Source organism: Pseudoxanthomonas suwonensis (assembly GCF_000972865.1).
GTDB lineage: Bacteria > Pseudomonadota > Gammaproteobacteria > Xanthomonadales > Xanthomonadaceae > Pseudoxanthomonas > Pseudoxanthomonas suwonensis_B.
This window is the reverse complement of record NZ_CP011144.1, coordinates 888,984-913,208: the sequence shown is the minus strand read 5'-3', so window position 1 is coordinate 913,208 and position 24,225 is coordinate 888,984. Positions and strand designations below refer to the sequence as shown.

General features: G+C 71.7%; 26 protein-coding genes. 11 read left to right on the top strand and 15 right to left on the bottom strand.

Going from position 1 to position 24,225, the window contains the following annotated elements:
* Positions 1–245: 245 nt before the first annotated feature.
* Complete coding sequence (ahpC, locus tag WQ53_RS04015; RefSeq protein ID WP_052630638.1) at positions 246–809, bottom strand: alkyl hydroperoxide reductase subunit C; 564 nt, start codon at positions 807–809, stop codon at positions 246–248.
* 182 nt (positions 810–991) lie between these two features.
* Between ahpC and prmC the strand changes: the two genes are divergently transcribed.
* Both prmC and pip read left to right on the top strand, forming a co-directional pair.
* Entirely contained in the window at positions 992–1,837 is an 846-nt protein-coding gene (gene prmC / locus WQ53_RS04010) for a peptide chain release factor N(5)-glutamine methyltransferase (RefSeq protein ID WP_144409213.1), read from the top strand.
* 371 nt (positions 1,838–2,208) lie between these two features.
* Entirely contained in the window at positions 2,209–3,153 is a 945-nt protein-coding gene (gene pip / locus WQ53_RS04005; RefSeq protein ID WP_052630635.1) for a prolyl aminopeptidase, read from the top strand.
* 202 nt (positions 3,154–3,355) lie between these two features.
* On the opposite strand, the gene WQ53_RS04000 is transcribed toward pip, so the two are convergent.
* The 5 genes from WQ53_RS04000 to WQ53_RS03980 form a co-directional block, all read right to left on the bottom strand.
* The gene (locus tag WQ53_RS04000; protein ID WP_052630632.1) at positions 3,356–4,015 is read right to left on the bottom strand and encodes a DUF2242 domain-containing protein; all 660 of its coding nucleotides are present in this window, start codon (positions 4,013–4,015) and stop codon (positions 3,356–3,358) included.
* A gap of 108 nt (positions 4,016–4,123) precedes the next feature.
* The gene (locus WQ53_RS03995) at positions 4,124–4,918 is read right to left on the bottom strand and encodes an N-formylglutamate amidohydrolase (protein WP_052630630.1); all 795 of its coding nucleotides are present in this window, start codon (positions 4,916–4,918) and stop codon (positions 4,124–4,126) included.
* Positions 4,908–5,468 (bottom strand): NUDIX hydrolase, encoded by a 561-nt coding sequence (locus WQ53_RS03990; protein WP_052630629.1) that lies wholly within the window; start codon positions 5,466–5,468, stop codon positions 4,908–4,910. The genes WQ53_RS03995 and WQ53_RS03990 overlap by 11 nt, the downstream gene beginning before the upstream one ends.
* Positions 5,469–5,477: 9 nt before the next feature.
* Positions 5,478–6,464 (bottom strand): 5'-3' exonuclease, encoded by a 987-nt coding sequence (locus WQ53_RS03985; RefSeq protein ID WP_428992280.1) that lies wholly within the window; start codon positions 6,462–6,464, stop codon positions 5,478–5,480.
* On the bottom strand, positions 6,452–7,027 hold the full coding sequence (locus WQ53_RS03980) for a nitroreductase family protein (protein ID WP_052630625.1): 576 nt from the start codon (positions 7,025–7,027) through the stop codon (positions 6,452–6,454). The genes WQ53_RS03985 and WQ53_RS03980 overlap by 13 nt, the downstream gene beginning before the upstream one ends.
* 137 nt (positions 7,028–7,164) lie before the next feature.
* Here WQ53_RS03980 and WQ53_RS03975 point away from each other — a divergent pair, with 137 nt between their 5' ends.
* The 3 genes from WQ53_RS03975 (at position 7,165) to WQ53_RS03965 (ending at position 13,213) form a co-directional block, all read left to right on the top strand.
* A complete protein-coding gene (locus tag WQ53_RS03975) occupies positions 7,165–9,363 on the top strand; it encodes a DUF1631 family protein (RefSeq protein ID WP_052630623.1) in 2,199 nt (732 codons plus the stop codon).
* Positions 9,364–9,520: 157 nt separating this feature from the next.
* Positions 9,521–11,839 carry a DUF1631 domain-containing protein gene (locus WQ53_RS03970; RefSeq protein ID WP_428992279.1) on the top strand — a complete coding sequence of 773 codons (2,319 nt, stop codon included), beginning with the start codon at positions 9,521–9,523 and terminating at the stop codon, positions 11,837–11,839.
* A gap of 264 nt (positions 11,840–12,103) precedes the next feature.
* The gene (locus tag WQ53_RS03965) at positions 12,104–13,213 is read left to right on the top strand and encodes an NAD(P) transhydrogenase subunit alpha (RefSeq protein ID WP_052630619.1); all 1,110 of its coding nucleotides are present in this window, start codon (positions 12,104–12,106) and stop codon (positions 13,211–13,213) included.
* Between the two features lie 209 nt (positions 13,214–13,422).
* On the opposite strand, the gene WQ53_RS03960 is transcribed toward WQ53_RS03965, so the two are convergent.
* Genes WQ53_RS03960 through WQ53_RS03950 form a run of 3 tightly spaced genes read right to left on the bottom strand, consistent with a single transcriptional unit; the run spans position 13,423 to position 14,804 of the window.
* Positions 13,423–13,872, bottom strand: coding sequence for a DUF3106 domain-containing protein (locus tag WQ53_RS03960; protein ID WP_052630617.1), 450 nt, complete (start codon positions 13,870–13,872; stop codon positions 13,423–13,425).
* A gap of 3 nt (positions 13,873–13,875) precedes the next feature.
* On the bottom strand, positions 13,876–14,238 hold the full coding sequence (locus WQ53_RS03955) for a hypothetical protein (protein ID WP_052630615.1): 363 nt from the start codon (positions 14,236–14,238) through the stop codon (positions 13,876–13,878).
* Entirely contained in the window at positions 14,235–14,804 is a 570-nt protein-coding gene (locus WQ53_RS03950; protein WP_052630613.1) for an RNA polymerase sigma factor, read from the bottom strand. Before WQ53_RS03950 ends, WQ53_RS03955 begins: the two co-directional genes overlap by 4 nt.
* 226 nt (positions 14,805–15,030) lie before the next feature.
* Here WQ53_RS03950 and WQ53_RS03945 point away from each other — a divergent pair, with 226 nt between their 5' ends.
* A complete protein-coding gene (locus WQ53_RS03945; RefSeq protein ID WP_052630611.1) occupies positions 15,031–15,330 on the top strand; it encodes an NAD(P) transhydrogenase subunit alpha in 300 nt (99 codons plus the stop codon).
* Entirely contained in the window at positions 15,327–16,766 is a 1,440-nt protein-coding gene (locus WQ53_RS03940) for an NAD(P)(+) transhydrogenase (Re/Si-specific) subunit beta (RefSeq protein WP_052630609.1), read from the top strand. Before WQ53_RS03945 ends, WQ53_RS03940 begins: the two co-directional genes overlap by 4 nt.
* A 259-nt stretch (positions 16,767–17,025) precedes the next feature.
* Here the strand turns inward: WQ53_RS03940 and WQ53_RS03935 are convergent, their stop codons facing one another.
* Complete coding sequence (locus WQ53_RS03935; RefSeq protein ID WP_052630607.1) at positions 17,026–17,460, bottom strand: hypothetical protein; 435 nt, start codon at positions 17,458–17,460, stop codon at positions 17,026–17,028.
* Between the two features lie 116 nt (positions 17,461–17,576).
* On the opposite strand from WQ53_RS03935, the gene sufT reads away from it, so the two are divergent.
* The gene (sufT, locus tag WQ53_RS03930; protein WP_052630605.1) at positions 17,577–18,128 is read left to right on the top strand and encodes a putative Fe-S cluster assembly protein SufT; all 552 of its coding nucleotides are present in this window, start codon (positions 17,577–17,579) and stop codon (positions 18,126–18,128) included.
* Positions 18,129–18,347: 219 nt separating this feature from the next.
* On the opposite strand, the gene WQ53_RS03925 is transcribed toward sufT, so the two are convergent.
* The 3 genes from WQ53_RS03925 to wrbA form a co-directional block, all read right to left on the bottom strand.
* Positions 18,348–18,833 carry an asparaginase domain-containing protein gene (locus tag WQ53_RS03925; RefSeq protein WP_052630603.1) on the bottom strand — a complete coding sequence of 162 codons (486 nt, stop codon included), beginning with the start codon at positions 18,831–18,833 and terminating at the stop codon, positions 18,348–18,350.
* A gap of 158 nt (positions 18,834–18,991) precedes the next feature.
* Positions 18,992–19,333, bottom strand: coding sequence for a DUF2069 domain-containing protein (locus WQ53_RS03920; protein WP_052630601.1), 342 nt, complete (start codon positions 19,331–19,333; stop codon positions 18,992–18,994).
* On the bottom strand, positions 19,333–19,926 hold the full coding sequence (gene wrbA / locus WQ53_RS03915) for an NAD(P)H:quinone oxidoreductase (RefSeq protein ID WP_052630599.1): 594 nt from the start codon (positions 19,924–19,926) through the stop codon (positions 19,333–19,335). Before wrbA ends, WQ53_RS03920 begins: the two co-directional genes overlap by 1 nt.
* An 89-nt stretch (positions 19,927–20,015) precedes the next feature.
* On the opposite strand from wrbA, the gene WQ53_RS03910 reads away from it, so the two are divergent.
* The 3 genes from WQ53_RS03910 to WQ53_RS03900 are packed head-to-tail and all read left to right on the top strand — an operon-like array spanning position 20,016 to position 22,161.
* On the top strand, positions 20,016–21,299 hold the full coding sequence (locus WQ53_RS03910) for a YihY family inner membrane protein (RefSeq protein WP_052630597.1): 1,284 nt from the start codon (positions 20,016–20,018) through the stop codon (positions 21,297–21,299).
* Positions 21,296–21,877: a TlpA family protein disulfide reductase gene (locus tag WQ53_RS03905; protein ID WP_052630595.1), complete on the top strand. Its 582-nt coding sequence runs from the start codon at positions 21,296–21,298 to the stop codon at positions 21,875–21,877. Before WQ53_RS03910 ends, WQ53_RS03905 begins: the two co-directional genes overlap by 4 nt.
* A complete protein-coding gene (locus tag WQ53_RS03900) occupies positions 21,874–22,161 on the top strand; it encodes an acylphosphatase (RefSeq protein WP_052630593.1) in 288 nt (95 codons plus the stop codon). The genes WQ53_RS03905 and WQ53_RS03900 overlap by 4 nt, the downstream gene beginning before the upstream one ends.
* A 2-nt stretch (positions 22,162–22,163) precedes the next feature.
* Here the strand turns inward: WQ53_RS03900 and ppk2 are convergent, their stop codons facing one another.
* On the bottom strand, positions 22,164–22,988 hold the full coding sequence (gene ppk2, locus WQ53_RS03895; RefSeq protein WP_052630591.1) for a polyphosphate kinase 2: 825 nt from the start codon (positions 22,986–22,988) through the stop codon (positions 22,164–22,166).
* Between the two features lie 16 nt (positions 22,989–23,004).
* On the bottom strand, positions 23,005–23,523 hold the full coding sequence (moaB, locus tag WQ53_RS03890; protein WP_052630589.1) for a molybdenum cofactor biosynthesis protein B: 519 nt from the start codon (positions 23,521–23,523) through the stop codon (positions 23,005–23,007).
* Positions 23,524–24,225: the final 702 nt, after the last annotated feature.

Genomic DNA, 24,225 nt, shown 5'->3' with positions numbered 1-24,225 from the left:
GAACGACGGCGGCTGTTCAGGCGTTTCTCGATGGCGTCGCTGCCGCAACGGCCGGCAAGCCGGTCCCGCTGCGCCCTGCGGGCAGGGCACCGTGCTGCATGGGAGTGGATGGAAGCCGACGCGGCCTGCGTGGCGTGCCGCATGGCGCGGCGGCTGCGTGGGAGCGATGGCTTCCAGCCACTCCCATCCCCGTCCGGGGATGGGAGTGCCGTCCTTCCCGGCGGGCCGGGAGGGCGGGGCGGAACTCAGATCTTGCCGACCAGGTCCAGCGACGGGGCGATGGTCTGGGCGCCTTCCTTCCACTTGGCCGGGCACACCTGGCCCGGGTTGGCGGCGACGAACTGGGCGGCCTTGAGCTTGCGCAGGGTCTCGCTGACGTCGCGGGCAATGGCGTTGTCGTGGATTTCCAGGGTCTTGACCACGCCTTCCGGGTTGATGATGAAGGTGCCGCGCAGGGCCAGGCCCTCTTCGTCGATGTGCACGCCGAAGGCGCGGGTCAGCTGATGGGTCGGGTCGCCGACCAGCGGGAACTGGGCCTTGCCGACCGCCGGGGAGGTCTCGTGCCACACCTTGTGCGAGAAGTGGGTGTCGGTGGTCACGATGTAGACCTCGGCACCGGCCTGCTGGAACTCGGCGTAGTTGTTGGCGGCGTCCTCGACCTCGGTCGGGCAGTTGAAGGTGAAGGCGGCCGGCATGAAGATCACGACCGACCACTTGCCCTTCAGGCTGGCGTCGGTGACTTCGATGAACTCGCCGTTCTGGAAGGCGGTGGCCTTGAACGGCTTGACCGTGGTGTTGATCAGGGACATGGGGAAGGTCCTCTTGGGGTGGTGGAAGCGAGGCCGCCATCCTAGGCGGTCACGATAGACAGATCAAATCGATTAAAGGGATTAAATAGATAGTCATTGACTATCGATAATCAAGGTTCAATCTTTGGTGCAGCGCCGCAGCAGTGGCACCCGCCACTGGTTTGGTCCATCGTCCAGCCCGCATGAGCATCTCCGCCGACTCCGATTCCCGCCTCGACGCGCTGCTGCGCGAAGCCGCCGCCCGGATCGGGCGCGGCGATGCCGAGCCGTTGCTGGTCCACGCGCTGGGCGTGGACCGCGCCTGGCTGTTCGCCCACGCCACCGATCCGGTCGACGCCGGGGCCGCAGGCCGCTTCCGGGCCCTGGTCGAGCGCCGCGCCGCCGGCGAGCCGGTGGCCTACCTGACCGGGCGGCGCGGGTTCTGGACCCTGGACCTGGAAGTCACGCCCGACACCCTGATCCCGCGCCCGGAGACCGAACTGCTGGTGGAACTGGCGTTGGCGCGGGTCGGGCCGGACCAGCCGGTGCGGATCGCCGACCTGGGCACCGGCAGCGGCGCCATCGCCCTGGCCCTGGCCAGCGAGCGGCCAGCGGCGGCGGTGGTCGCCACCGACGTGAGCAAGGCGACCCTGGCGGTGGCGGTGCGCAACGCGCAGGCGCACGCGCTGGACAACGTATGGTTCCGCCGTGGCGACTGGACCGAAGCCTTGGGCAACGACCGTTTCGACCTGATCGCCAGCAACCCGCCCTACATCGCCGAGGGCGACCCGCACCTGGCCGAGGGCGACCTGCGCCACGAGCCGCCGCGCGCGCTGTCCTCAGGGGCCGACGGGCTGGACGCGATCCGCACGATCGCCCTTGCCGCACCGCGGCACCTGGTTCCCGGCGGCTGGCTGCTGCTCGAGCACGGCCTGGAGCAGGGGCCGGCGGTGCGCGCGCTGCTGGAGCAGGCGGGGCTGGTCGAGGTGGAAACCGTGCGCGACCTCGAGCTGCGCGACCGCGTCACCCTCGGCCGCCTGCCGCTGTAGGAGCCGGGCTTGTCTTCGATCCGGCGTTGACGGCACAGGCGACGCCCTCAGGATCCCGACGCCCGTGTCGCCGACTGAAGTCGGCTCCTACAGGAGCGGTCGCGCTGCGGCTGTTGTAGGAGCCGGGTTCAGCCGGCGACACGACGCCGCCGGCCCAGGCGACGCCCTCGTATTCCCGACGCCCGTGTCACCAGCCATCTGGGCATCGGCACCGGTGCGGTGGCTTTCCCGGGCAGGTGCCTCCCGCGGGCCAGGCTGCGGTCGGATCATCGAGGCGGCGGTGCCGGCGGATCTGCGCCGGCAAATTCGCGCATCCGGCCGTCCGTGGCGCCTGCGCTAGAATCGGCCGTTCATCCGCAGCGAGCCCCGGCATGCGCACGCTCTATCCCGAGATCGAACCGTTCGACACCGGCACCCTCAAGGTCGACGGCCGCCACGAGCTCTACTACGAACAGTGCGGCAACCCGGACGGCAAGCCGGTGGTGCTGCTGCACGGCGGCCCGGGCGGCGGCTGCAGCGCGAAGATGCGCCGCTTCCACGATCCGGCGAAGTACCGGATCGTGCTGTTCGACCAGCGCGGCGCCGGCCGCTCGACTCCGCACGCGGACCTGGTCGACAACACCACCTGGGACCTGGTCGCCGACATCGAGAAGCTGCGCGGCAAGCTCGGCATCGAGCGCTGGCAGGTGTTCGGCGGCAGCTGGGGCTCGACCCTGGCGCTGGCCTACGCCGAAACCCATCCGCAGCGGGTGGCCGAACTGGTCCTGCGCGGCATCTTCATGCTGCGCCGCTGGGAGCTGGAGTGGTTCTACCAGGAAGGCGCCAACCGCCTGTTCCCGGATGCGTGGGAGCACTACCTCGCGGCGATCCCGCCGGTGGAGCGCCACGACCTGATCTCGGCCTTCCACCGCCGCCTGACCAGCGAGGACGAGGCCACCCGGCTGGCCGCGGCCAAGGCCTGGAGCGTGTGGGAGGGGGCGACCAGTTTCCTGCACGTGGACGCCGACTTCGTCGACAGCCACCAGGACCCGCACTTCGCCCTGGCCTTCGCCCGGATCGAGAACCACTACTTCGTCAACGGCGGTTTCTTCGAGGTCGAGGACCAGCTGCTGCGCGACGTGCACCGCATCGCCGGCATTCCCGGCGTGATCGTGCACGGCCGCTACGACGTGGTCTGCCCGCTGCAGAACGCCTGGGAACTGCACAAGGCCTGGCCGGCCTCGAAGCTGGAAATCAGCCCGGCATCGGGGCATTCGGCGTTCGAACCGGAGAACGTCGACGCCCTGGTGCGCGCCACCGACGCCTTCGCGCTGTAGGAGCCGGGTTCAGCCGGCGACACGGGCGTCGGGACCATGAAGGAGTCGCCTGTGCCTGCGTGGCGTGTCGCCGGCTGAAGCCAGCTCCTACAAAAGCGCAGGCCGTCCCTGTAGGAGCCCACTTCAGTGGGCGACACGGGCGTCGGGATCATGCAGAAGTCGCCTGCACCGACGGCATCGATCGTCGGCCGGAGCACGTCTCCTACAACGGCGGCGTGGGCAGCGGCGCCTGTTCCGGCGGCAACTCGGCCGGCACCGGCTGCGGGTACTGCAGCATCGGAAACAGCGTGGGCTGCGCCTGCGGCGATGCCGCAGGCTTGCCCGGGCGCTCGATCTGCTCGGGCAGGAAGCGGTCGAGCACGGCGAAGAAGCGCTTGTAGAAGTTCGGGTCCTGCAGCGTCGCACTGCCGACCTTGACCAGCGAGTCCTCGCTGGAGCCGATTGGCAGCGACACCGAGCCCAGCGCGCTCACGCCGAGGCTGGCGTTGGTGTTGCTCCGGCGCAGCGCGTAGCGGTCCTGCACCGCGTTGACGAAGACCAGAGTCTGCTGGTCGCCGCGCGTCTGCGGCATGCACACCGCGCGGAATTCGACCTGCTCGTGGCTCTCGTCCTGCTGGAAATACTTGCGCGCCTCGACCACGTCGGCTTCGGCGCGTCCGACCACGAAGCCCTGGCTCAGCAGTGCGCGGCGCGCGGCCTCGCAGGCCTGCCGCGGCGAATGGTCGAGGCTGCGCGAGTACGTATTGGAGGAATCGAACGCCTCGTACACGCTGGGGGTGGACTTGCTGCCGCCGCCGAACGAGCAGCCGCCCAGGGTGGCGACCAGCAGCAGGGGCAGGAGGATCGGGCGCGTGGCGGGCATCGGGAGGGGGGAGCGAGGCATCCGGTCGAGTATGCCGGATCGCGCCGGACCTGCACGACCGGGACTGGTACCGGTTACAGTGCGGCCGGTCACGGATTCATTCGCCGCTCAGGCAACGGCGAAGCCCGGCTCCAGCATTTGCAGCAGCCGCGCCAGGCGCCGCGCCCAGGCGAGCTGCCCGGCTTCGTCGGCGATCAGGTCCTGGCGGATCTCCAGTTCCACGTGCGGCAGGCCGCGCGATTCGCCGTGCACCGGGATCGCGTAGTCGCTGGTATCGCTGACCGAATAGGGCTGGTTGTCGCCGACCACCAGGTCGCCCTCGGCCTGCAGCGCGTCGCGCAGGGCGTGCGCCAGGCGCGCGTCGCGGTGGTAGAGCACGCCGCAGTGCCAGGGCCGCGCCATCCCGCTCATTTTCGGGGTGAAGCTGTGCAGGGTGACGAGCAGGGTCGGGCGCCGCGTCGCGCTGCGCAGGTCCAGCGCCTCGACGATCTTGGCGTGGTAGGGCAGGAATATCTCCAGCACGCGCGCGGTGCGCGCCTCCGGCGCGAGCCCGGCATTGGCCGGCACGGCGGTGCCGTCGCTGGCGATGACTATGGAGGTCGGCGAATCCAGCGGCCGGTTGCAGTCGATCACCAGCCGCGAGTAGGTCTGCAGGATGGTCCAGGCGTCGAGCAGTCGCGCCAGCTGCCGGGCGGTGCCGGCGACGCCGATGTCCCAGCCGATGTGGCGGTCGATCGCGCCCGGCGGCAGGCCCAGGTCGCCGAGCGCGCGCGGGACCGCCTGGCCGGCGTGGTCGGCGGTGAACAGCCAGGGCGATGCGCCCTCGGGGTTCAGCAGCTCGAACGGCGGCGGATCGCCGGCCTGCAGCAGCGGCGCGGCGGCGGCGTGGCTGTCAGCGCCCACGCGGGCTGCCGTCCAGGTTGTGGTCGATCATCCACAGGCCGGCCCAGAGCTTGGCGTCCAGCTCGTAGCCCTGCTCCAGCTTGCGCGCCAGCCAGGCGGCGGCCTCGGCGCGCGGCACCTCGTGCACGGTGATGTCCTCGCTGGCGTCGCCGCCGCCGGCGCCGACCTTGCGCAGGCCGGTGGCGCGGACGAAGGCGATCTTCTCGCTGCTGGCGCCGGAGGAGGTGGGGCCGGTCATCAGCACCTCGGCGTGCCCGGCGGTCCAGCCGGTTTCCTCTTCCAGCTCGCGGATCGAGGACTGCTCGATCGACTCGCCGGCGTCGATGTCGCCGACCAGCCCGGCCGGCATCTCGATCGTGCGCGCCTGCAGCGGAATGCGGAACTGCTCGACGAACAGCACGCGGTCATCCGGGGTGACGGCGATGATGATCGCGGCCAGTCCGCCGGGATGGGTGCGCTCGGAGTACTCCCAGGTGCCGCGCACCACCATGCGCTGGTAGCGGCCTTCGTAGACGGTGCGGGGTGGATTGGAATCGGGGTCGTCGGCCATGGGCCAATGCTAAGCGGGAAACGGTGACGGAGGCGCGTCGGCGGCGCCGTCGGCGTCCAGCCCGGCCGCGGTGCGCAGGCGGCGCCGGGTCATCGGGCCGAAGCGCAGGGTCGCGGCCAGCGCGTCGAGCATCTCCGGGTCGGCCTCGGCGCGCGCGGCGACCGGGTCGTCGTAGCCGAGCGGGGCGTCGCAGGCGATCGTGGTCAGCTGCCGCCACAGCAGCGCGTGCTCGCGCTGCTCGCGCAGGCGGACGGCGACCTGGGCGGCGCCGCGCAGGCGCAGGAACGCGACCTCGTCGACCCGCTCCAGCAGCGCGTCGAGGCTGCCGAAGTGGGCCAGCAGCACCGCCGCGGTCTTGGCGCCGACGCCGCCGACGCCGGGGATGTTGTCGACCGCGTCGCCGGTCAGCGCCAGGTAGTCGGCGATCTGGTGGGCGTGCACGCCGTGCCGCGCCTTGACCCCGGCCGCGTTCCAGCGCTGGGCGCGGGCGTAGTCCCACTGCTCGTCGTGCTCGCCCAGCAGCTGCGACAGGTCCTTGTCGGCGGAGACGATGATCCCGCGGTAGCCGGCCGGCCGGGCCCGGTACAGGGCGCTGCCGATCAGGTCGTCGGCCTCGTAGTCGGGGTCGGCCAGCACCGCCAGCCCGAGTGCGGCGCACAGTGCCTTGCAGTGCGCGAACTGGCGCTTGAGCTCCTCCGGCGCCGGCTCGCGGTTGGCCTTGTAGGCCGGATAGATGCGGTTGCGGAAACAGCTGTCCAGCGCCTCGTCGAAGGCGATGGCGATGTGCCGTGGCCGCTCGCGCTCGAGCAGGTCGAGCAGGAAGCGGGCGAAGCCGTGCACGGCGTTGGTCGGCCAGCCGTGGGCGTCGCGGAACTCGTCGGGCATCGAGTGCCAGGCGCGGAACACGTACAGGCTGGCGTCGACCAGGTGCAGCGACGGTTGCGCCGCCGCCGGGCCGGGCGCGACGGCGGCGTCGCCGGCGGTCACGGCGCCCAGTCCGCCAGCAGCGTGCGTGGGTCCGGGCGCTCGCGCTCGGGCACGTCCTGCAGCGGCGTGCCGATGTGGACGAAGCCGACCACCCGCTCGTGGCCGGCCAGCCCCAGCACGCGCGCGACCTCCGGGTCGTAGGCCATCCACGCGGTCAGCCATTGCGCGCCGAAGCCCAGCGCCTGCGCGGCCTGGAGCAGGGCGAAGCAGACGCAGCCGGCGCTCAGCAGCTGCTCCTGCTCGGGCACCTTGTGCCCGGCCTGCAGGCGGGCGACCACCGCCACCACCAGCGGCGCGTGCGAAAAGCGCTGGCGGTCCTTGTCGATCTGGTGGGGAGCCGCTTGCGGATCGCGCTGCAGCGCCCGCTCGGCGAGGAATGCGCCGAGCGCGTGGCGGGCATCGCCGGCGATGCGCAGGAAGCGGAACGGCACCAGCTTGCCGTGGTCGGGCACGCGCACTGCCGAGGCCAGCATGCGCAGCAGCGTGGCCTCGTCCGGGCCGGGTTCGCCCAGCTGCATCGAGGGCACCGAGCGCCGCTGGTCGAGGGCTTGCAGGGCCGAAAGTGTGCGCATAATCTCAAATCGCTCAAGTCCGGCCGCGGCGTGCCGACAGGTGGGAAGTATAGGCGCCCACCCCCCGCACGCTCCGGGACAGGGACGGACCTGGCCTGCACACGCGGTTCATGTGCGCGCCTTAAATTCACAGGCCGATGCAGACACCGCCCTTCGTAGACGAACTGCCCAGCCGCAACCTGGACCTGCTCAACCAGGTCCGGGAGAGCATCCTGTTGCCGCTGGCCGATGTGTTCGCCGCCGAACTGGACGGGGTGGGCGCCGGCCTGTTCCAGCTGGCCGACAAGGCGCCGCCGGCGCTGCAGAAGGACTACCTGGACGCGATCCAGGAACTGCGCCGCGAGCGTGAGTCGCTGATCGCCCGCTTCCGCGCGCACCTGGCGAAGGCCTGGCAGGCGCTGGAGGCCGGACGCCCGCTGTCGGTCGAGCGCACCCTGTCGCGCGGCAATGACCTGACCCTGGTCGCCGACGCCGAGCTGGAAGTGCGGCTGGCGGTGCGCAACCTGGCCGGCGCGATCCAGCAGCAGTGGCGGCCGGAGCTGATGCGGCTGGACCGCTACCTGGGCTTCATCGCTGGCGGCCTGCGCCTGGACGGCGACAGCAACCCGATCGGCCCCGAGCACCTGGGCGTGGCGGTATACGCCGCCGTCTCCGCGACCCGGCTGGCGCCGCGCGCGCAGCTGGCCGCCGTGCGCGTGTGCGAGCCGGGCATGGTCGAACGGGTGGGCGTGCTCTACGAGGCGCTGGAACAGCAGCTGCAGGCCATCGCCCGCACCACCGAGCTGGCCGAAGGTCGCGCGCGCCGGCGCGCGATCCCCGGCCTGGCCGGTCCCGGGCGCGAGGACACGCCGGACTGGATCACCCGCTTCTTCAGCCAGTGGCAGGGCGGCCAGCGCGCAGCGCAGGCGGCCAGCGCGATCGACGTGCACGCCCGCGCCGACCACGAACTGCTGCCGGCCGAACTGCACCGCCTGCTGCAGGGCGCGCGCGACGATGGGAACGCCGCCGCGGCCGGCGAGCTCCGCGCCCTGTCGCCGCGCGAACTGGCGTCGGCGCTGTCACTGCTGCAGACCACCGCGCAGGCCGGCTTCGACGAGATAGAACGCGGCGGCGACCTGCGCGCCGGCCTGCGCCGCGAGATCCTGGCCCACGCGGCGATGCTCGGCGTCGGTCCGGGGTCGGCGCGCATCGACCCGGCCGACGCCGACACCCTGGACCTGGTGGCGATGCTGTTCCAGGCCATGCTGGGCGAATCGCAGCTGCGGGCCGACCTGCGCCCGGTGCTCGGCCAGCTGCTGGTGCCGGTGGCCAAGGTCGCGCTGCAGGATCCGCGCCTGTTCGTGCGCGACAGCCATCCGGTGCGGCGCCTGCTGAACATGCTGGCCGACGCCTGCGACGGCAACCCGGGCGAGACCGCCGCCGAGCTGGCGCTGCTGGCCCAGGTGCAGGCAACCGCGACGCGCGTGGTGCGCGACTTCGACGAGCACCTGGGCGTGTTCCTGCAGGCCGAGTCGGAATTCGGCGCCTACTTCGAGCAGTACCGGCGCCGGGTGGAGATCGCCGAGCGCCGCGCGGCCGAACTGCAGCGGGCCGAGGAACGGCGCCTGGCGGCGCGTGCCTGCGCCGGCGAGGGGGTGGCCTCGCGCCTGGACGGACGCGAACTGCCGGCGGTGATCGAAGGATTCCTGCGGCGGCCGTGGGCAAGGCACGTGGAGCGCATCGCCCTGCGCGAAGGCGTCGCCGGGAGCTCGGGGGTGGCCGCAGCGATGGCCCTGGCCGACGGTCTGCTGGCCGCCATCGACGCCTCGCCGCGCATTGCCGAGCCGTGGCTCGAGGCGCACCGGCCGGCGCTGCAGCGGCTCTACGCCGAGGCGGGACTGTCCCCGGCGGCGGCGGAAGCGGCCGCCGCGACCCTGGTCGACGTGCTGCGTGGCCGCCAGGCCGCCGACGCGCCGGCACCGGAGCTTCCGCCGGAGCCGGCGCCGCCCGCGGTCGAGCCGGAGGCGGCGTCGCTGCTGCCCGAAGAGCCCGCCGAGCAGATCGGGTTCGACATCGATACGGCCGAGTATTTCCAGGCCCTGCCGCTGGGCACCTGGCTGGACTTCATCGACCGCTACGGCCAGGTGCAGCCGGGCAAGCTGGCCTGGGTCAGCCCGATCTCCGGCCGGCGCATGTTCGTCAACCGGCGCGGCTCGCGCTTCTGCGTGGCCTCGCCCGAGCAGCTGGCGGCGATGGTCCGGCTCGGGCGGCTGCGCCTGCATCGCGACGAGGACGCCTTCTACAGCGCGATGCAGTCGGTGGTCGACTTCCTCGACATGCCGGCGGCCGCGGCCTGAACCCCAAGTGGTGGGTGATGGGGCTAAAGTTTTCCGGGTCGACGGAAATGCCCACTGGATCACGGATGCCTGACCGGCGGCACCGTAGGATGCCTGTGCGGCATGGGGGGCCGCAGCCCTGTTTCCCTCTGCCCGCGCGGGAGTTGCGCGCATGAGCATGACCCAGCAAGACCCGAACATCCCACACCCCCACGCCCGCGACCCCCGGTTGCTGGCGATGGCGCGCGATGCGTTCCTGCCGCAACTCGGCGATGCCTTCGCCGTCGCGGTGGCGCGCTACGACGACGTCATGTTCGACCGCGCCGAGCGTGCCGGCGCCTCGCAGCTGCTGTTCCTGGACGGCATGCGCGAGCTGCGCCGCCGTCGCGAGGAGATCGCCGCCCGCTTCCGCGCGCAGCTGTCGCAGGCGTGGCAGGCGCTGGAGACCGGCGCACCGCTGTCGGCCGAGGCCGCCCTGTCCAGCCAGGCCGGTGGCCTGAGCCTGGTGGCCGAGCACGAACTGGAATCGCGCCTGGCCGTGCGCAACCTGGCCAGCGTGGTGCTGCGCGACTGCAAGCCGGTGCTGCTGCGCCTGGACCGCCGCCTGGGCTGGATCGCCGGCGGGCTGGAACTGGACGCCGACAGCAACCCGATCGGCCCGGAGCACATCGGCGTGGCCGTGCACGAGGCCTTCGCCACCTCGGAACTGGCGCCGGAAGTGCGCCTGGTCCTGATCAAGCTGTGCGAGCGCGACCTGGCCGCAACCGTGGCCAAGCTGTACGAGACCCTGGACCTGCGCCTGGTGCGCGAAGGCGTGCTGCCCGGCGCACCCGCCGCGCGGACCCAGGCGCAGCCGGCGCGCGCGAACGACCCGCAGGCGCCCGACTACGGCGCATGGGGCGAGGCGGCGGGCGAGGAGTACTCGCCGGCGTGGGCGTCGCGCTTCATGCAGCGCTGGCAGGAAACCCGCGGTGCGATGCAGCAGCACGGCTTCGACCCGGCCGACGGCGCTGGCGCGCCCGGCGCGGGCGGGTCGGGCATGCTGCTGGACGCGCTGCACCAGTTGCTGCAGCAGAGCCGCGAAATGCGTGGTGGCGCCGAACAGGTCGCCGGCGGCGTGCAGGCGGCGCAGTCGGCCCAGCGCCCGCTCAGCCAGCGCGAGATGCTGTCGGTGCTGTCGCTGCTGCAGGCCACGCCCAGCGCGACCCTGAGCGCGGCGATCGGCGATGAGCAGGAGTCGCTGTCGCAGCGGCTCAAGAGCGAGGTGTTGTCCAACGCCAGCCAGCTCGGCATGGACCCATCCAGCACAAGCCTGGACCCGAAGGACGAGGATGCGATCGACCTGGTCGGCATGCTGTTCGACGTGCTGCTGGACGAACGCGACCTGGCCGGCCGCCCGCGCGAGCTGATCGGCCGGCTGGTGGTGCCGTTCGTCAAGGTGGCGCTGCTGGACCGGCGCATGTTCGTGCAGAAGACCCACCCGGCGCGGCGCCTGCTCAACGCGCTGGCCGAGGCCTGCGAGGGCAACCAGGGCGAGAGCGCGGCCGAGCGCACGCTGCTGGCCAAGGTCGAGGAGATCATCCACCGGCTGGTGGCCGAGTTCAACGAGAACCTGGCCATCTTCATGACCCTGGAGGAAGAGTTCCGCGACTTCCTCGAGCAGCACCGCCGCCGGATCGAGATCACCGAGCGCCGCGCCGCCGAGATCCAGCGCGGCCAGGAGCGCCTGGAGCTGGCCCGCAGCCGCGCCGAGTTCGAGCTGGCCTCGCGCCTGGAAGACCGGCAACTGCCGCAGGCGGTGGCCGAGTTCCTGCGCAACCCGTGGCAGCACCACCTCACCCTGGCGCTGCTGCGCGAGGGCGAGGTCGGCGACGCGTTCGTCGAGTCGCTGGAGCTGGCCGACGGCATCCTCGAGGAGATGGGCGAGGCGCAGCGCCACATCGTCGGCAAGCTGTGGCTGCAGAACTGGCAGCCGGGCCTGCGCAAGGTCTTCTCCAGCGTCGGCCTGCACGGCGACGCGGCCGACGCGGCGATCGGCGCCCTGCACGACACCCTGCAGGCAGTGGCCGACGCGCGCCCGGAACTGGAGAAGCCGCTGCCGGAACTGCCGGCCGTGGCCCTGCCGCAGCCGGTCCCGGTCGAGCAGGGCGCGATCGAACTGGTCGCCGGCACCGACACCCTGGATTTCGACAACGCCGACGCCGAGCGCATCCGCACGCTGCCGGTCGGCACCTGGCTGGACTTCATCGACAAGGATGGCCGAGTGCAGCCGGGCAAGCTGTCGTGGGTCAGCCCGATCTCCTCGCGCCTGCTGTTCGTCAACCGCCGCGGCGTGCGCTTCTGCGTCGCGTCCGCCGAGGAGCTGGCGGTGATGGTGCGCCTCGGCCGCCTGCGCATGCACGTGGCCGACGATGGCGCCTTCGACAGTGCCATGCAGGGCGTGATCGAGCGCCTGGACATGAGGGCGGCGGCGCCGGAATCGGCGACCCTGCACTGACGGCGCCCCCCTGCAGGGGGCGGTGCATTCTTGTAGGAGCTGGCTTCAGCCGGCGACACGACGCCTCGGCACAGGCGACTTCTTCGTGGTCCCGACGCCCGTGTCGCCCACTGAAGTGGGCTCCTACAGGGAAAGCACCGGTCTGACCGGGGGCAGGCCACGGCACGCCGCCTGCGATACGCATGAAACCATTGCCCGGGCGCCGGCCGGCGCCCGCGTTTTGCTAGCATCGCCGCTCGATCCGGTTCAGGGCGAGGGGACGCGATGGCGGTGGAAGTGCTGGTGCTGAGGGAAGCCGCGGCGGGCGAGAAGCGCGTGGCGGCCACGCCGGAAACGGTGAAGAAGCTGCTCGCCGCCGGTGCGCGGGTGCAGGTCGAGCCAGGTGCAGGCCTGGCCGCGGGAATCACCGACCAGGCCTATCTCGATGCCGGCGCGCAGGCCGCTGGCGCGGCCGCGCGTGCCGCCGCCGAGCTGGTGCTGTGCGTGCAGCCGCCGCCGGCCGAGGCGATCGCCGGGCTCAGGCAGGGCGCGACCCTGGTCGGCGTGCTGCAACCGCAGGCCGACGAGGCGCGTGCCGCGGCGCTGCAGGCGCGCGGCATCCGCGCCTTCCCGCTGGAGCGGCTGCCGCGCACTACGCGCGCGCAGGCGATGGACGTGCTCAGCTCGCAGGCCGGCATGGCAGGCTACAAGGCGGTACTGATTGCCGCGCAGCTGGCGCCGCGCTTCTTCCCGATGCTCACCACCGCGGCCGGCACGATCCGGCCGTCGAAGGTGCTGATCGTTGGCGCCGGCGTGGCGGGACTGCAGGCGATCGCCACCGCGCGCCGGCTCGGCGCGCAGGTAGAGGGCTTCGACGTGCGCCCGGAGACGCGCGAGCAGATCGAATCGCTCGGCGGCAAGTTCCTCGACCTGGGCGTGAGCGCGGCCGGCGAAGGCGGCTACGCGCGCCAGCTCACCGACGAGGAGCGCGCCGAACAGCAGCGCCGGCTCGCAGACCATCTGAAGGGCATCGACGTGGTGGTCTGCACCGCGGCGGTGCCGGGTCGCCCGGCACCGAAGATCGTGACCGCGGCGATGGTCGCCGGGATGAAGCCCGGCAGCGTGATCGTGGACCTGGCCGCCGAGACCGGCGGCAACTGCGAGGCGACCCGCCCGGGCGAAACGGTGGAGCAGGGCGGGGTGACCGTCGCCGGTCCGCTCAACCTGGCCAGCATGGGCGCGGTGCACGCCAGCGAGATGTACGCGCGCAACGTGTACAACTTCGTCGCGCTGTTCCTGAAGGACGGCGCGCTGGCCTTCGACTGGAACGACGAGCTGCTGGCGAAGACGGCGTGGCCGGCAGCGCCGGAGGTTGCGGCTGCCGAGGCGGGTTGACGGCAGCGGTTACCGGGCTCGCCCGCCCAAATGGGGTCAGGTTCATTTTTTTCGGGGAAATTGAACCTGATCCATTTCGGGCGCAGGGGCGGTCCTGCGTTTTTGTAGGAGCTGGCTTCAGCCGGCGACACGACGCCTCGGCACAGGCGACTCCTTCATGCTTTCGACGCCCGTGTCGCCGGCTGAAGCCAGCTCCTACAAAAGGCGGACTAGGGCTGCGCCGGTGCGGGATGCTCGTGCAGCCACTGCTGGCGCTGCTCGGGGCTCATCTTCTTCCAGCGCTCGCGGAACGCCTGGCGCTGCTCCGGGGTCATGTCCCGGGTCTGCTCGAAGATGGCGCGCGCCTGCTGCTTCTGCTCCGGGCTCATCTGCTCGAAGCGGTGCATGCCGCGGCGGGCGCGCTCGCGCTCCTCCGGCGGCATCGACTTCCAGCGGCGCGCGTGCTCGAGCATGCGCCCGCGCTCCTGCGGCGAATCGTTCCAGCGCTCGCGCACCGGCGCGATCAAGGTCTCGCGCTGCTCGGCGCTGAGCTGTTCCCAGGCGGGCAGCGGGGCGGTGGCCGGCGCCGTTTCCTGCTTCGCGGGCGGCGTGGCCTGCGCCGTGGCCAGCGCGGGCAGCGCGAGCGCGAACAGGCAGATGGCGATGCGGAGGGACTTCATGGGTTACTCCATTGCGAGGGCGATGGCGTCGGCCGAATCCAGCCACAGATAGAAACCGGGATCCTCCTGCAGCGGTTCGGCCGGGTCGGCGGTCGCGGCCGCCAGCGCCGGCTGGTCGGGCGCGCCGGGCGTCGGCACGCCCGGATGCAGCAGCACCGCCAGCGCCACGGCCGCGGCCACCGCGCCGCCAGCCAGCCACGGCGCGAACAGCGGCCGCCGGCGCGGCGCGGCGTCCGCAGCCGCGCGGCGCGCCTGGCGCAGCCGCGCCAGGGTCGGCGCGGAGACATCGGCCAGTGCGGCGGCGTGCAGCTGCCGGGCCCGGCTGTCGATGGGGTCGAAGTCGACGGGGTCGGGTGCGGTCGTCATCGGACGTCCTCCAGTTGCGATTGCAGTGCCTGCCGCGCACGCGACAGGTGGGTCTTCACCGAGCCTTCCGAACAGCCCATCGCCCGCGCGGTGGTGGCCACGTCCAGCTCCTCGAACACGCGCAGGGTGAACGCCTCACGCTGCCGGGCCGGCAGCGCGCGCAGCGCCTGGACCAGGCGCGCGTAGGCTTCGCGCTGCTCGTGGGCCTGGGCCGGACCCACGCCCGGGTCGGCCCAGTCGATGCTGGCGTCGTCGGCGTCCACCATGTCGCCGGCTGGACGCAGCCAGCGCAGGCGGAAGCGCGCGCGCCGCTGCAGGTCGATGATCCGGCGGCGCAGGATGCTCCAGAACAGCGGCGTCCACTCGCCGGCCGGGCGCTCGCGGTAGGCCAGCATCTTCATCATCGCGTCCTGGACCGCGTCCAGGGCGTCGTCGCGGTGGCGCAGGCCGGCCTCGGCGAAGCGGAACGCGCGCGGCCCGACCTCGGCCAGGAACGCGTCCAGCGACGCCCAGACGGGCGTCGCCTGCGTCTCCCAGCCGGGATCGAGGGGCGTGGTCACCAGCACAGCTTAGCTGCGCACGGCCCGGCGCTGGCCGGCCAGGAAGGCGACGCCCCGGGAAACGCGCGGCGACGGGAAGGAAGACAGGGAAGCGTTGCGGCGGTCCAAGGCGGTCTCCTGCGAGGGAACACCCAGGGAAACGCATGCATGTGCAACTGGTTGACCGGCCTCCCAACCGTTCATGCTGCGGTTATCATCCCGGCGGGCGCCGTGCCCGGGGAGCGAGGCGGTAATGAACGACGGTTTCGTTGCGCTGTACATCTTCATGCTGGCGGCGATCGCCGGCCACGTGATCATCTCGCGGGTGCCGGTGATCCTGCACACGCCGCTGATGTCAGGCTCCAACTTCATCCACGGCATCGTCCTGATCGGTGCAATGGTCGTGCTCGGCCACGCCGACACCACCCTGGAGAAGGCGATCGGTTTCATCGCCGTGGTCCTGGGCGCGGGCAACGCGGCCGGCGGCTACGTGGTCACCGAGCGCATGCTGGAGATGTTCAAGTCGTCGAAGAAGCCGGAGCGCAAGGCATGAGCGGCGGCGAATTCGACTTCCGCACCTGGCTGGTCGGGGTCAGCTACCTGGTCGCGGCGACCCTGTTCCTGCTCGGCCTGCAGCGCATGGCCTCGCCGGCCACCGCGCGCAGCGGCATCCACTGGGCCGGCTGGGGCATGCTGATCGCCACCGCGGCGACCTTCCTGCTGCCGGGCCTGCACAACATGCCGCTGATCGTCACCGCGCTGGTGCTGGGCACGGTCACCGCCTGGATCTCCGGCAAGAAGGTGGCCATCACCGACATGCCGCAGATGGTGGCGCTGTACAACGGCATGGGCGGCGGTTCGGCCGCGGCGATCGGCGCGGTGGAACTGTTGCGCTTCTCGGCGCTGGCGCACGGCGATGTGCTGCCGCTCGATGGCGCGGGCACGCACCCGGGCACGGTGGTGCTGACCCTGGCGCTGCTGGGTTCGGCGATCGGCGCGGTGGCGCTGTCCGGCTCGATCATCGCCTGGGCCAAACTCGACGGGCGCCTGGACCGGCGCGTGGTGTTCCCCGGCCAGCAGGCCTTCAACCTGCTGGTGGCGGTGGCCATGGTGGTGCTGGGCGTGTGGGCCGGTGTGACCCTGGAGATGTGGGCGATCGCCGCGTTCTTCGTCGTCGCCCTGGCGCTGGGCGTGCTGATGACCCTGCCCATCGGCGGCGCCGACATGCCGGTGGTGATCTCGCTGTACAACGCCTTCACCGGACTGGCGGTGGCATTCGAAGGCTACGTGCTGGGCAACGAGGCGCTGATCATCGCCGGCATGATGGTCGGCGCGGCCGGCATCCTGCTCACCCGGCTGATGGCCAAGGCGATGAACCGGCCGATCACCGGCGTGCTGTTCGGCAGCTTCGGCGGCGGCGGCCAGGCGCAGGAGATCAGCGGTTCGCAGAAGCCGATCGAGGCCGGCGACGTGGCGGCGATGATGGCCTACGCCGAGCGCGTGGTGATCGTGCCCGGCTACGGCCTGGCCGTGGCCCAGGCCCAGCACAAGATCTGGGAACTGGCGCAGCGGCTGATCGACCGCGGCGTGAAGGTCAAGTTCGCGATCCATCCGGTCGCCGGGCGCATGCCCGGGCACATGAACGTGTTGCTGGCCGAGGCCGGCGTGCCCTACGACCTGATTGCCGACATGGACGACATCAATCCGGAGTTCCCGAACACCGACGTGTCGCTGGTGATCGGTGCCAACGACGTGGTCAACCCGGTGGCCAAGACCGATCCCGCATCGCCGATCTACGGCATGCCGATCCTGGACGTGGTCGAGTCGAAGAACGCGATCGTGATCAAGCGCGGCAAGGGCACGGGTTTCGCCGGCATCGAGAACGCGCTGTTCTACGCCGACAATACCCGCATGCTGTACGGCGACGGCGCCGAGATGGCCAGCGCCCTGGTCAGCGAGCTCAAGGCGCTGGACGGTGGCGGGCACTGAGCCTCGGCCGAGGCGCCCCTAATGGGGTCAGGTTCAATTTCCCAGCGCCAATGCCCGGTCCAACGGGTCAGGTCATTTCCCCAAGAAAATGAACCTGACCCCATTTGGGCGCCTTGCCGGCTCCCCTTGTAGGAGCCCACTTCAGTGGGCGACACGGGCGTCGGAACCATGAAGGTGTCGCCTGTGCCGAGGCGTCGCGTCGCCGGCTGAACCCGGCTCCTACAGAAGCGGGGCCAGGCCACGCCCGCAGCGGGGCGACCTAGCGCGCGGCCCGCAGCGCCAGCAGCGGGGCCAGTGCCAGGCAGAGCACATCGAACCAGGTGTTGGCCAGCCGGGCCAGGATCCAGACGTGGAACGCACCCATCTTCGGCGCCGCTTCCCACGGCGCCATGCCCATCTGCCCGCCGATGTGGCCGGCCACCACGAACCACTGCACGGCCACGGCCATGGCCACGGTGGTGGCCGCGGCCAGCAGGCGCCGCGGCCAGCCGGCCGGCATGCCGCCCAGGCGCAGCATCCAGGCCGCCTCCAGCGCCGCCAGCAGCGCAAGCCAGCCGTGCTGGCGGCCGGTGGCCAGGGCCAGCGAGCTCCACGCCACGACCATCGTCGCGCTGCCCAGCAGGAGCATGAACGGCCACAGCCAGCGCGGGGCGCGGTGAGTGGCGGGTGGCTGGGCGTTCGGGGCGGGCGGCATCGGGGCGTCCGGGCAGGGGCGCCAAGGATACGCGTTGCCCGCATCGGCTAGAATGCCCGCCTTGTCCTTCCCGGCAGCGGCTTGCATGTGCGGCCAGCGCGCCCCATATCGACCGCATGTACTCCCGCAGCAGTGAACCCGTCCGTTTCGAGCGCGACTGCGCCGCCGTCATGGTGCCGCAGGGCGAGGCCGTGACCCTGCCGGCCGGCAGCGTCGGCTACATCACCCAGGGCCTGGGCGGCAGTTACACGGTGTTCGTCGAGGGCAACCTGTTCCGGATCGCCGGCAAGGACGCGGACGCGATCGGCAAGGAGCCGCCGCCGGAGCTGGAGTTGCCGGCCGGTGCCGGCGACGAGGAAGTCGAGGCGATGGTCTGGCGCCAGCTGCGCACCTGCTTCGACCCGGAGATCCCGTTCAACATCGTCGATCTGGGGCTGGTGTACGAGGCCAGCCTCAAGCCGTGCGAGGACGGCCGGCGTATGGTCGAGGTGAAGATGACCCTGACCGCGCCCGGTTGCGGCATGGGCGAGATCCTGGTCGACGACGTGCGCAGCAAGCTCGAGCAGATCCCGACCATCGCCGAGGCCGATGTGGAGCTGGTGTTCGACCCGCCGTGGGGCCGGCACATGATGTCCGAGGCCGCGCGGCTGGAAACCGGGATGTTCTGAGGGCGGCGACGCTCGCCGGCCTGCCGGCTCCGGAAATCGGCGCGCCGATTCCCCGCATGCCACCTCAATCTCCCGTCGTCCCGGCGAAACGCTTCACAGCAGCCGAATGGCTGATCTAGCCGGGACCCAGCGTCTTTGCTTTTGCTCCATCCGAGCGCGCGGACTTGCCTGCGTGCGCGAAAGTCACTGGGTCCCGGCGTGCGCCGGGACGACGGGCGCTCAGACCGCTTCGAACCGGTTCGCCGCCACATTCTTGCGCACCTTCGCCGGATCCCAGACCAGCCCGTTCATGGCGATGTACACGCCGTGCGGCAGCGACTGCACCGCGCCGATCGCGCAGCCGATGTTGAACTCGGCGTCCGAACCACGGAACCGCGCCGGGCTCAGCGCGCCGGTCATGACGATGGTCTTGTCCGCGATCGACTTCAGCACCAGGCCGGTCTGGACCATGCTGTCGGTGCCATGGGTGACCAGCACGTGGCGGGTCGGCTGGGCGGCGATGGTGGCGCGGACCAGCTCGCGGTCCTCGTCGGTGATGTGCAGCGAGTCCTTGCGCAGGATCGGGATCACGCTGAAGCGGAAGCTCACGCCCAGCTCGCGCAGGATCGTGCCGATCTGCGGCTCGCCGATCTGGTAGTCGGACTTGTCGTCGAAGTAGATCTTGTCGATGGTGCCGCCGGTGGTGACGATCAGCAGTTCTTCCATGTCGGTGCCCTGTGCCCGGCGTCGGGCGCCGGGTTGAAAGAAGAGGGGGGCGCGGGTGAAAAAGGCCGCGCGCCGCGGAGTGCGGCCATTATCGGCGATGGCGGGTCGGCGACGGGACGCGCAGCGGCATCCGGGCCGCCCGCGGCCACGCGGGCCGTTCAGCCGCGGCGCGAACCGAAGCGGGCGCGCAGGCCCGGCCAGCTGCTCGCGCCGATCACCAGCAGCGAGAGCAGGATCTCCAGCCAGGCGAACAGCAGTTCGCCGGGGCGGGTCCAGGCGACCATCACCCCGTGGCTGAACCAGAACAGCGCCAGTACCCCGGCCCAGAACGCCGCGCGGCGGCCGCCGCGCCAGGCCGGCACGGCCAGCAGCAGCGGCGGCAGTGCGAACACCAGCAGCGCCGCCACGGCATGGCGGTCGTCGTGGAACCAGAGCGCGTAGAGCGCCGCCAGCGCCAGTAGCGCGGCACCGGTCAGGCGCGGTGAAGTGGGCCCGGCCATCAGCGCGCCAGCCTCGAGGCGATGTCGGCCAGGCGCCGGCCGAGCGCGCGCGCCAGCGTCGCCTCCTCGTCGGTCGGCTGCGGGTCGTCCTGCGCGCCGGCGACGTGGCTGGCGCCGTAGGGTGTGCCGCCGCCGCGGGTGCTGCTCAGCAGCGGCTCGGTGAAGGGAATGCCAACGATCAGGCAGCCGTGGTGCAGCAACGGCACGTGCATCGACAGCAGGGTCGATTCCTGGCCGCCGTGCTGGGTGGCGGTGGAGGTGAACACCGCCGCCGGCTTGCCGACCAGGGTGCCGCTGGCCCATTCGGCGCCGAGGCCGTCGATGAAGTGCTTCACCGGCGCGGCCATGTTGCCGAAGCGGGTCGGACTGCCCAGCGCCAGGCCGGCGCATTCGGCCAGGTCGGCGGCCTGCACGTAGGGCGCGCCGTCCTCCGGTACCGGCGGCGCGGCCTGCTGGGTCACCGCCGCCACCGGCGGCACCGTGCGCAGGCGCGCCTGCATGCCGGGCACTTCCTCCACGCCGCGCGCGATGTGCCGCGCCAGGCGCGCGACCGAGCCGCCGCGGCTGTAGTACAGGACCAGGATCTCCGGCATCGGGCTGCCATGTCGGTGCAAGGGGCGCCCAGTATCAACCATCGGGCCGGCCATGCGGCCGGTGCCGCGCATCGGGTAGGCTTGCGTGGATGGCGATCGCCCGGATCACCGCAGGCTGGCGCGAACGCGTGGGCGACCGCGCGCGCGCGGCCACGTTCGCCCGTTTCCTGTGGCGGCGCTTCCTCGACGACGACCTGTTCCAGGCCGCCGCCTCGCTGGCCTACACCACCGCCTTCGCGCTGGTGCCGCTGGCGGTGGTGGTGCTGGGCGTACTGTCGGCGTTCCCGGTGTTCCAGTCGCTGAGCGGCCAGCTGATCGACTACGTGCTCTCCAACTTCGTGCCCAGCGCGGCGCAGGCGATCGAGGAGCGGCTGGACAAGCTCACCGAGAACGTCAAGCAGCTCACCGCCGCCGGCGTCGTCGCGCTGGTGATCTCGTTGCTGGTCACGCTCAACAGCGTGGAGTCGACCTTCAACCGGATCTGGCGGGTGGCCACCACGCGGCCGCGCCTGTCGCGCTACCTGGTGTACTGGACGGTGCTGACCCTGGGCGCGCTCCTGGCAGCCGCGTCGCTGTCGGTGTCCGCGCGCTTCTTCGCCCTGCCGCTGTTCGTCGAGACGCCGCAGGGCCAGTGGCTGGCCGACCTGAGCCTGGGCATGACCCCGGTGCTGATCGAGCTGGCGGTGGTGCTGTTGGCCTACCGGGTGGTGCCGCACCACACGGTGAAGTGGCGGCACGCGTTCGCCGGCGCGGTACTGGCGGTGGTGCTGCTGGAGGCGGTGAAGGCGGCGCTGAGCCTGTACCTGGGCAGCTTCGAGGGCTACCAGCGGCTGTACGGCGCGATGGCCTTCATCCCGGTGCTGATGCTGTGGATCTTCCTGGGCTGGGTGGCGATCCTGCTGGGCGCATCGCTGGCCTCGTCGATGGCCGCGTTCCGCTACCAGCCGGCCTCGATGCGGCTGCCGCCGGGCTACGAGGGCTACGCGCTGCTGCGCCTGATCGGCCGCTTCCAGCAGGCGCGGCGCGATGGCCGCGGCCTGCACACCGAGCAGATGCTGGCGCTGGAGCCGATGCTCACCGACTCGCTGCTGCAGGAGTTCCTGACCCGGCTCGACGCGATCCGCCTGGTGCGCCGCGACGAGCAGGGCGAGTGGCTGTTGGCGCGCGACCTGGACAGCCTGACCCTGGCCGAGCTCTACGAAGCCTGCCAACTGCGCGTGCCGGTCGACGAGGCCTGGCTACCCTGCCGCGACGACGCGCTGGGGGTGGCCGTGCACGCCGTGCTCGACGACCTGCGGCTGCCGTTGCGCGACGCGCTCAAGCGCCGCGTCGGCGACCTCTTCCCGCAGACCGATGAACGAACCGGAGCCTGACCATGCGCCTTCCGATCCTGTGCCTGTCCATCCTGCTGCTGGCCTTGCCGGCGTGCCGCCAGGAACAGGCGCCGGTGCCCGAGCCCGCCGCCGTGCCCGCGGAACAGACGCCAGCACAACCCGAGCCGCCGCTGGCGCAACCGGGCGTGGTCGAACGCACCGCCGAAGTGCCGCGCTTCGCCGCCACGGCGGTCGACGGCACGCTCTACGATCTGGCCGCGCACCGCGGCCGCTGGGTGGTGGTGAACTTCTGGGCCACCTGGTGCAAGCCGTGCATCAAGGAGATGCCCGAACTGGCGGCGCTGCACACCATGCGCCAGCAGATCGAGGTGGTCGGGCTGGCCTACGAGGACATCACCGTGGAGGAGATGCGCGCGTTCCTGCAGGAGCGCCCGGTGTCGTATCCGATCGTGATCCTCGATCCGATGAGCCCGCCGCAGGACTTCGCCACCCCGCGCGGGCTGCCCACCACCTACCTGCTGGCGCCCGACGGCACGGTCGCCCGGCATTTCCTCGGCCCGGTCACCGCGTACGACATCGAGAACGCGGTGAAGGCCGGCGGCGGCCGGATCGAATGAGCGGTGCCGCGCGCCAGGCGCTGCGCTGGCGGGTGAGCGGCCGGGTGCAGGGCGTGTTCTTCCGCGCCTCTGCCCGCGAGCAGGCGCTGCGGCTGGGCCTGGATGGCAGCGCGGTCAACCGCGAAGACGGCGCGGTCGAGGTCGTCGCGGCGGGAGCGCCGCAGGCGCTGGCGGAACTGGAGGACTGGCTGCGGCAGGGACCGCCGCGGGCGCGGGTCGAGGCGCTGGAGCGGCTGCCGGCGCCGGACGCCGGCGCGGTGCCGGCGGGGTTCGCGATCGGCTGAAGTCAGCCGTCGCCGCGGGGCGCGTACGCCGGGATCGGTTCGAGCACGCCGTAGCGCTCACGCCTGGGCTTGCCGCGCAGCGGGGTCAGTGCGGGCCGGTCGTTGGGCACCGTCACGTCGGGCAGGCGGTCGAGCAGGTCGCGGATCAGGGTCAGCCGGCCGCGGCGCTGGTCGTTGAAGTCCACCAGGGTCCACGGTGCATGCGGGGTGTGGGTGGCGGCGAGCATCTCCTCGCGGGCGCGGGTGTACTCGGGGTAGCGTCGGCGCGCCTCCAGGTCCACGGGCGAGAGCTTCCAGCCCTTGAGCGGGTTCTCGTGGCGCTCGGCGAAGCGCTTCTCCTGTTCGACCTGGTCCACGCACAGCCAGTACTTGAACAGGAGGATGCCGTCGTCGACCAGCATCCGCTCGAACTGCGGCGCCTGGTGCAGGAACGCGGTGTACTCGGTGTGGGTGCAGTAACCCATCACCCGCTCGACCCCGGCGCGGTTGTACCAGCTGCGGTCGAACAGGGTCATCTCGCCGGCCGCGGGCAGGTGGGCGACGTAGCGCTGGAAGTACCACTGGGTGGTCTCGCGCTCGGTCGGCCGCGGCAGCGCCGTGACGCGGCACTGGCGCGGGTTGAGGTGTTCGGACAGGGCCTTGATCGCGCCGCCCTTGCCGGCGGTGTCGCGGCCCTCGAACAGGACCACCAGGCGCAGGCCGGTGGCCTGCAGCCATTCGGCCATGCGGGTGAGCTCCAGCTGCATGGGGGCGACCAGGTCCTTGTAGTCGCCCTTGCGCAGCGCCTTGGGCTTGCCGCGCTTGCGCGCGTCACCGCTGTCGGCCATGCCGGTGTCCTCGGTCCTATTCGCGCAGCCGCGGGCGCAGCGTGGCGAGGTTGCAGGGTCTGGTGCGGGCGTCGAGCTGGTGCCGGATGATCTTCTCCCAGGCCGTGCGGCAGGCCGAGGTGGAGCCGGGCAGGGCGAACAGGAAGGTGGCGTTGGCCAGGCCGGCGAAGGCGCGCGACTGCAGCGAGGAGGTGCCGATCTCCTCGACACTGACCGCGCGGAACAGTTCGCCGAAGCCGGGCATCTGCTTGTCGAGCAGCGGCAGCAGCGCTTCGGGGGTGGAGTCGCGGCCGGTGAAGCCGGTGCCGCCGGTGACGAGGATGCCGTCGACCTGCGGGTCGGCGATCCACTGCGACACGGTCGCGCGCAGGCGGTAGCGGTCGTCGGGCAGCAGGGCGCGGGCGTGGACGCGGTGGCCGGCCTCGGCCAGCGCCGCGGCGAGCCAGTCGCCGGAGGTGTCGTTGTCGGCGGTGCGCGTGTCCGACACGGTCAGCACGCAGACGTCGAGCGGGATGAAGTCGGAGCCGGCGGTCATGGGCATAGCCTATACCCGGCGACGGGGAGATGCTGGACCGGCAACGGCAACGGCAACGGCAACGGCAACGGCAACGGCAACGGCAACGGCAACGGCAACGGCAACGGCAACGGCAACGGCAAGAGCGCCGGGTGTGGTCGGCTTCGGTCTGAGCCGCGGCAGGCCGGGAGTATTGCGGTCGTCTCGACGGCACATCCCTGTGCCGACTCGCCGACGCGGCCATCCATGGCCGCTGCCGCAATACTCCCGGCCCGCCACGTCTTCGGGGAGCTTTGGGGTCGTGGCTTCGTTCACCGGCGACGACCAGCGCACGGCTTTTGTAGGAGCGGGCATCACCGCGACACGGGCGTTGCAATCAGGAGGGCGTCGCCTGGGCCGACGGCGTCGGGTCGCGGTGATGCCCGCTCCTACAGAGAGCGGCGCCTTCGCGGGTTTGCCCCCTCCCTTTCGCCGCAGGCGAAGGGGAGGGCCGGGGAGGGGTGCCTTTGTTGTTGCTCGTCTGATCGAAGCCACGCCCCCAAAGCTCCCGAGGCCGTCGTGCCCAGGGGGTCTGGCGCAAGCAGCACAGGGATGTGCTGCGGTCGCGACTCGGAGGCAGGACGCCGCAGCGGAGCGATGCGCCAGACCCCCTGGGCACGGCGGACCCCTCCAAAGCAGGCGCTTCAGCTTAGCTGTTGCTGTTGCTGTTGCTCAGGCTGGTGC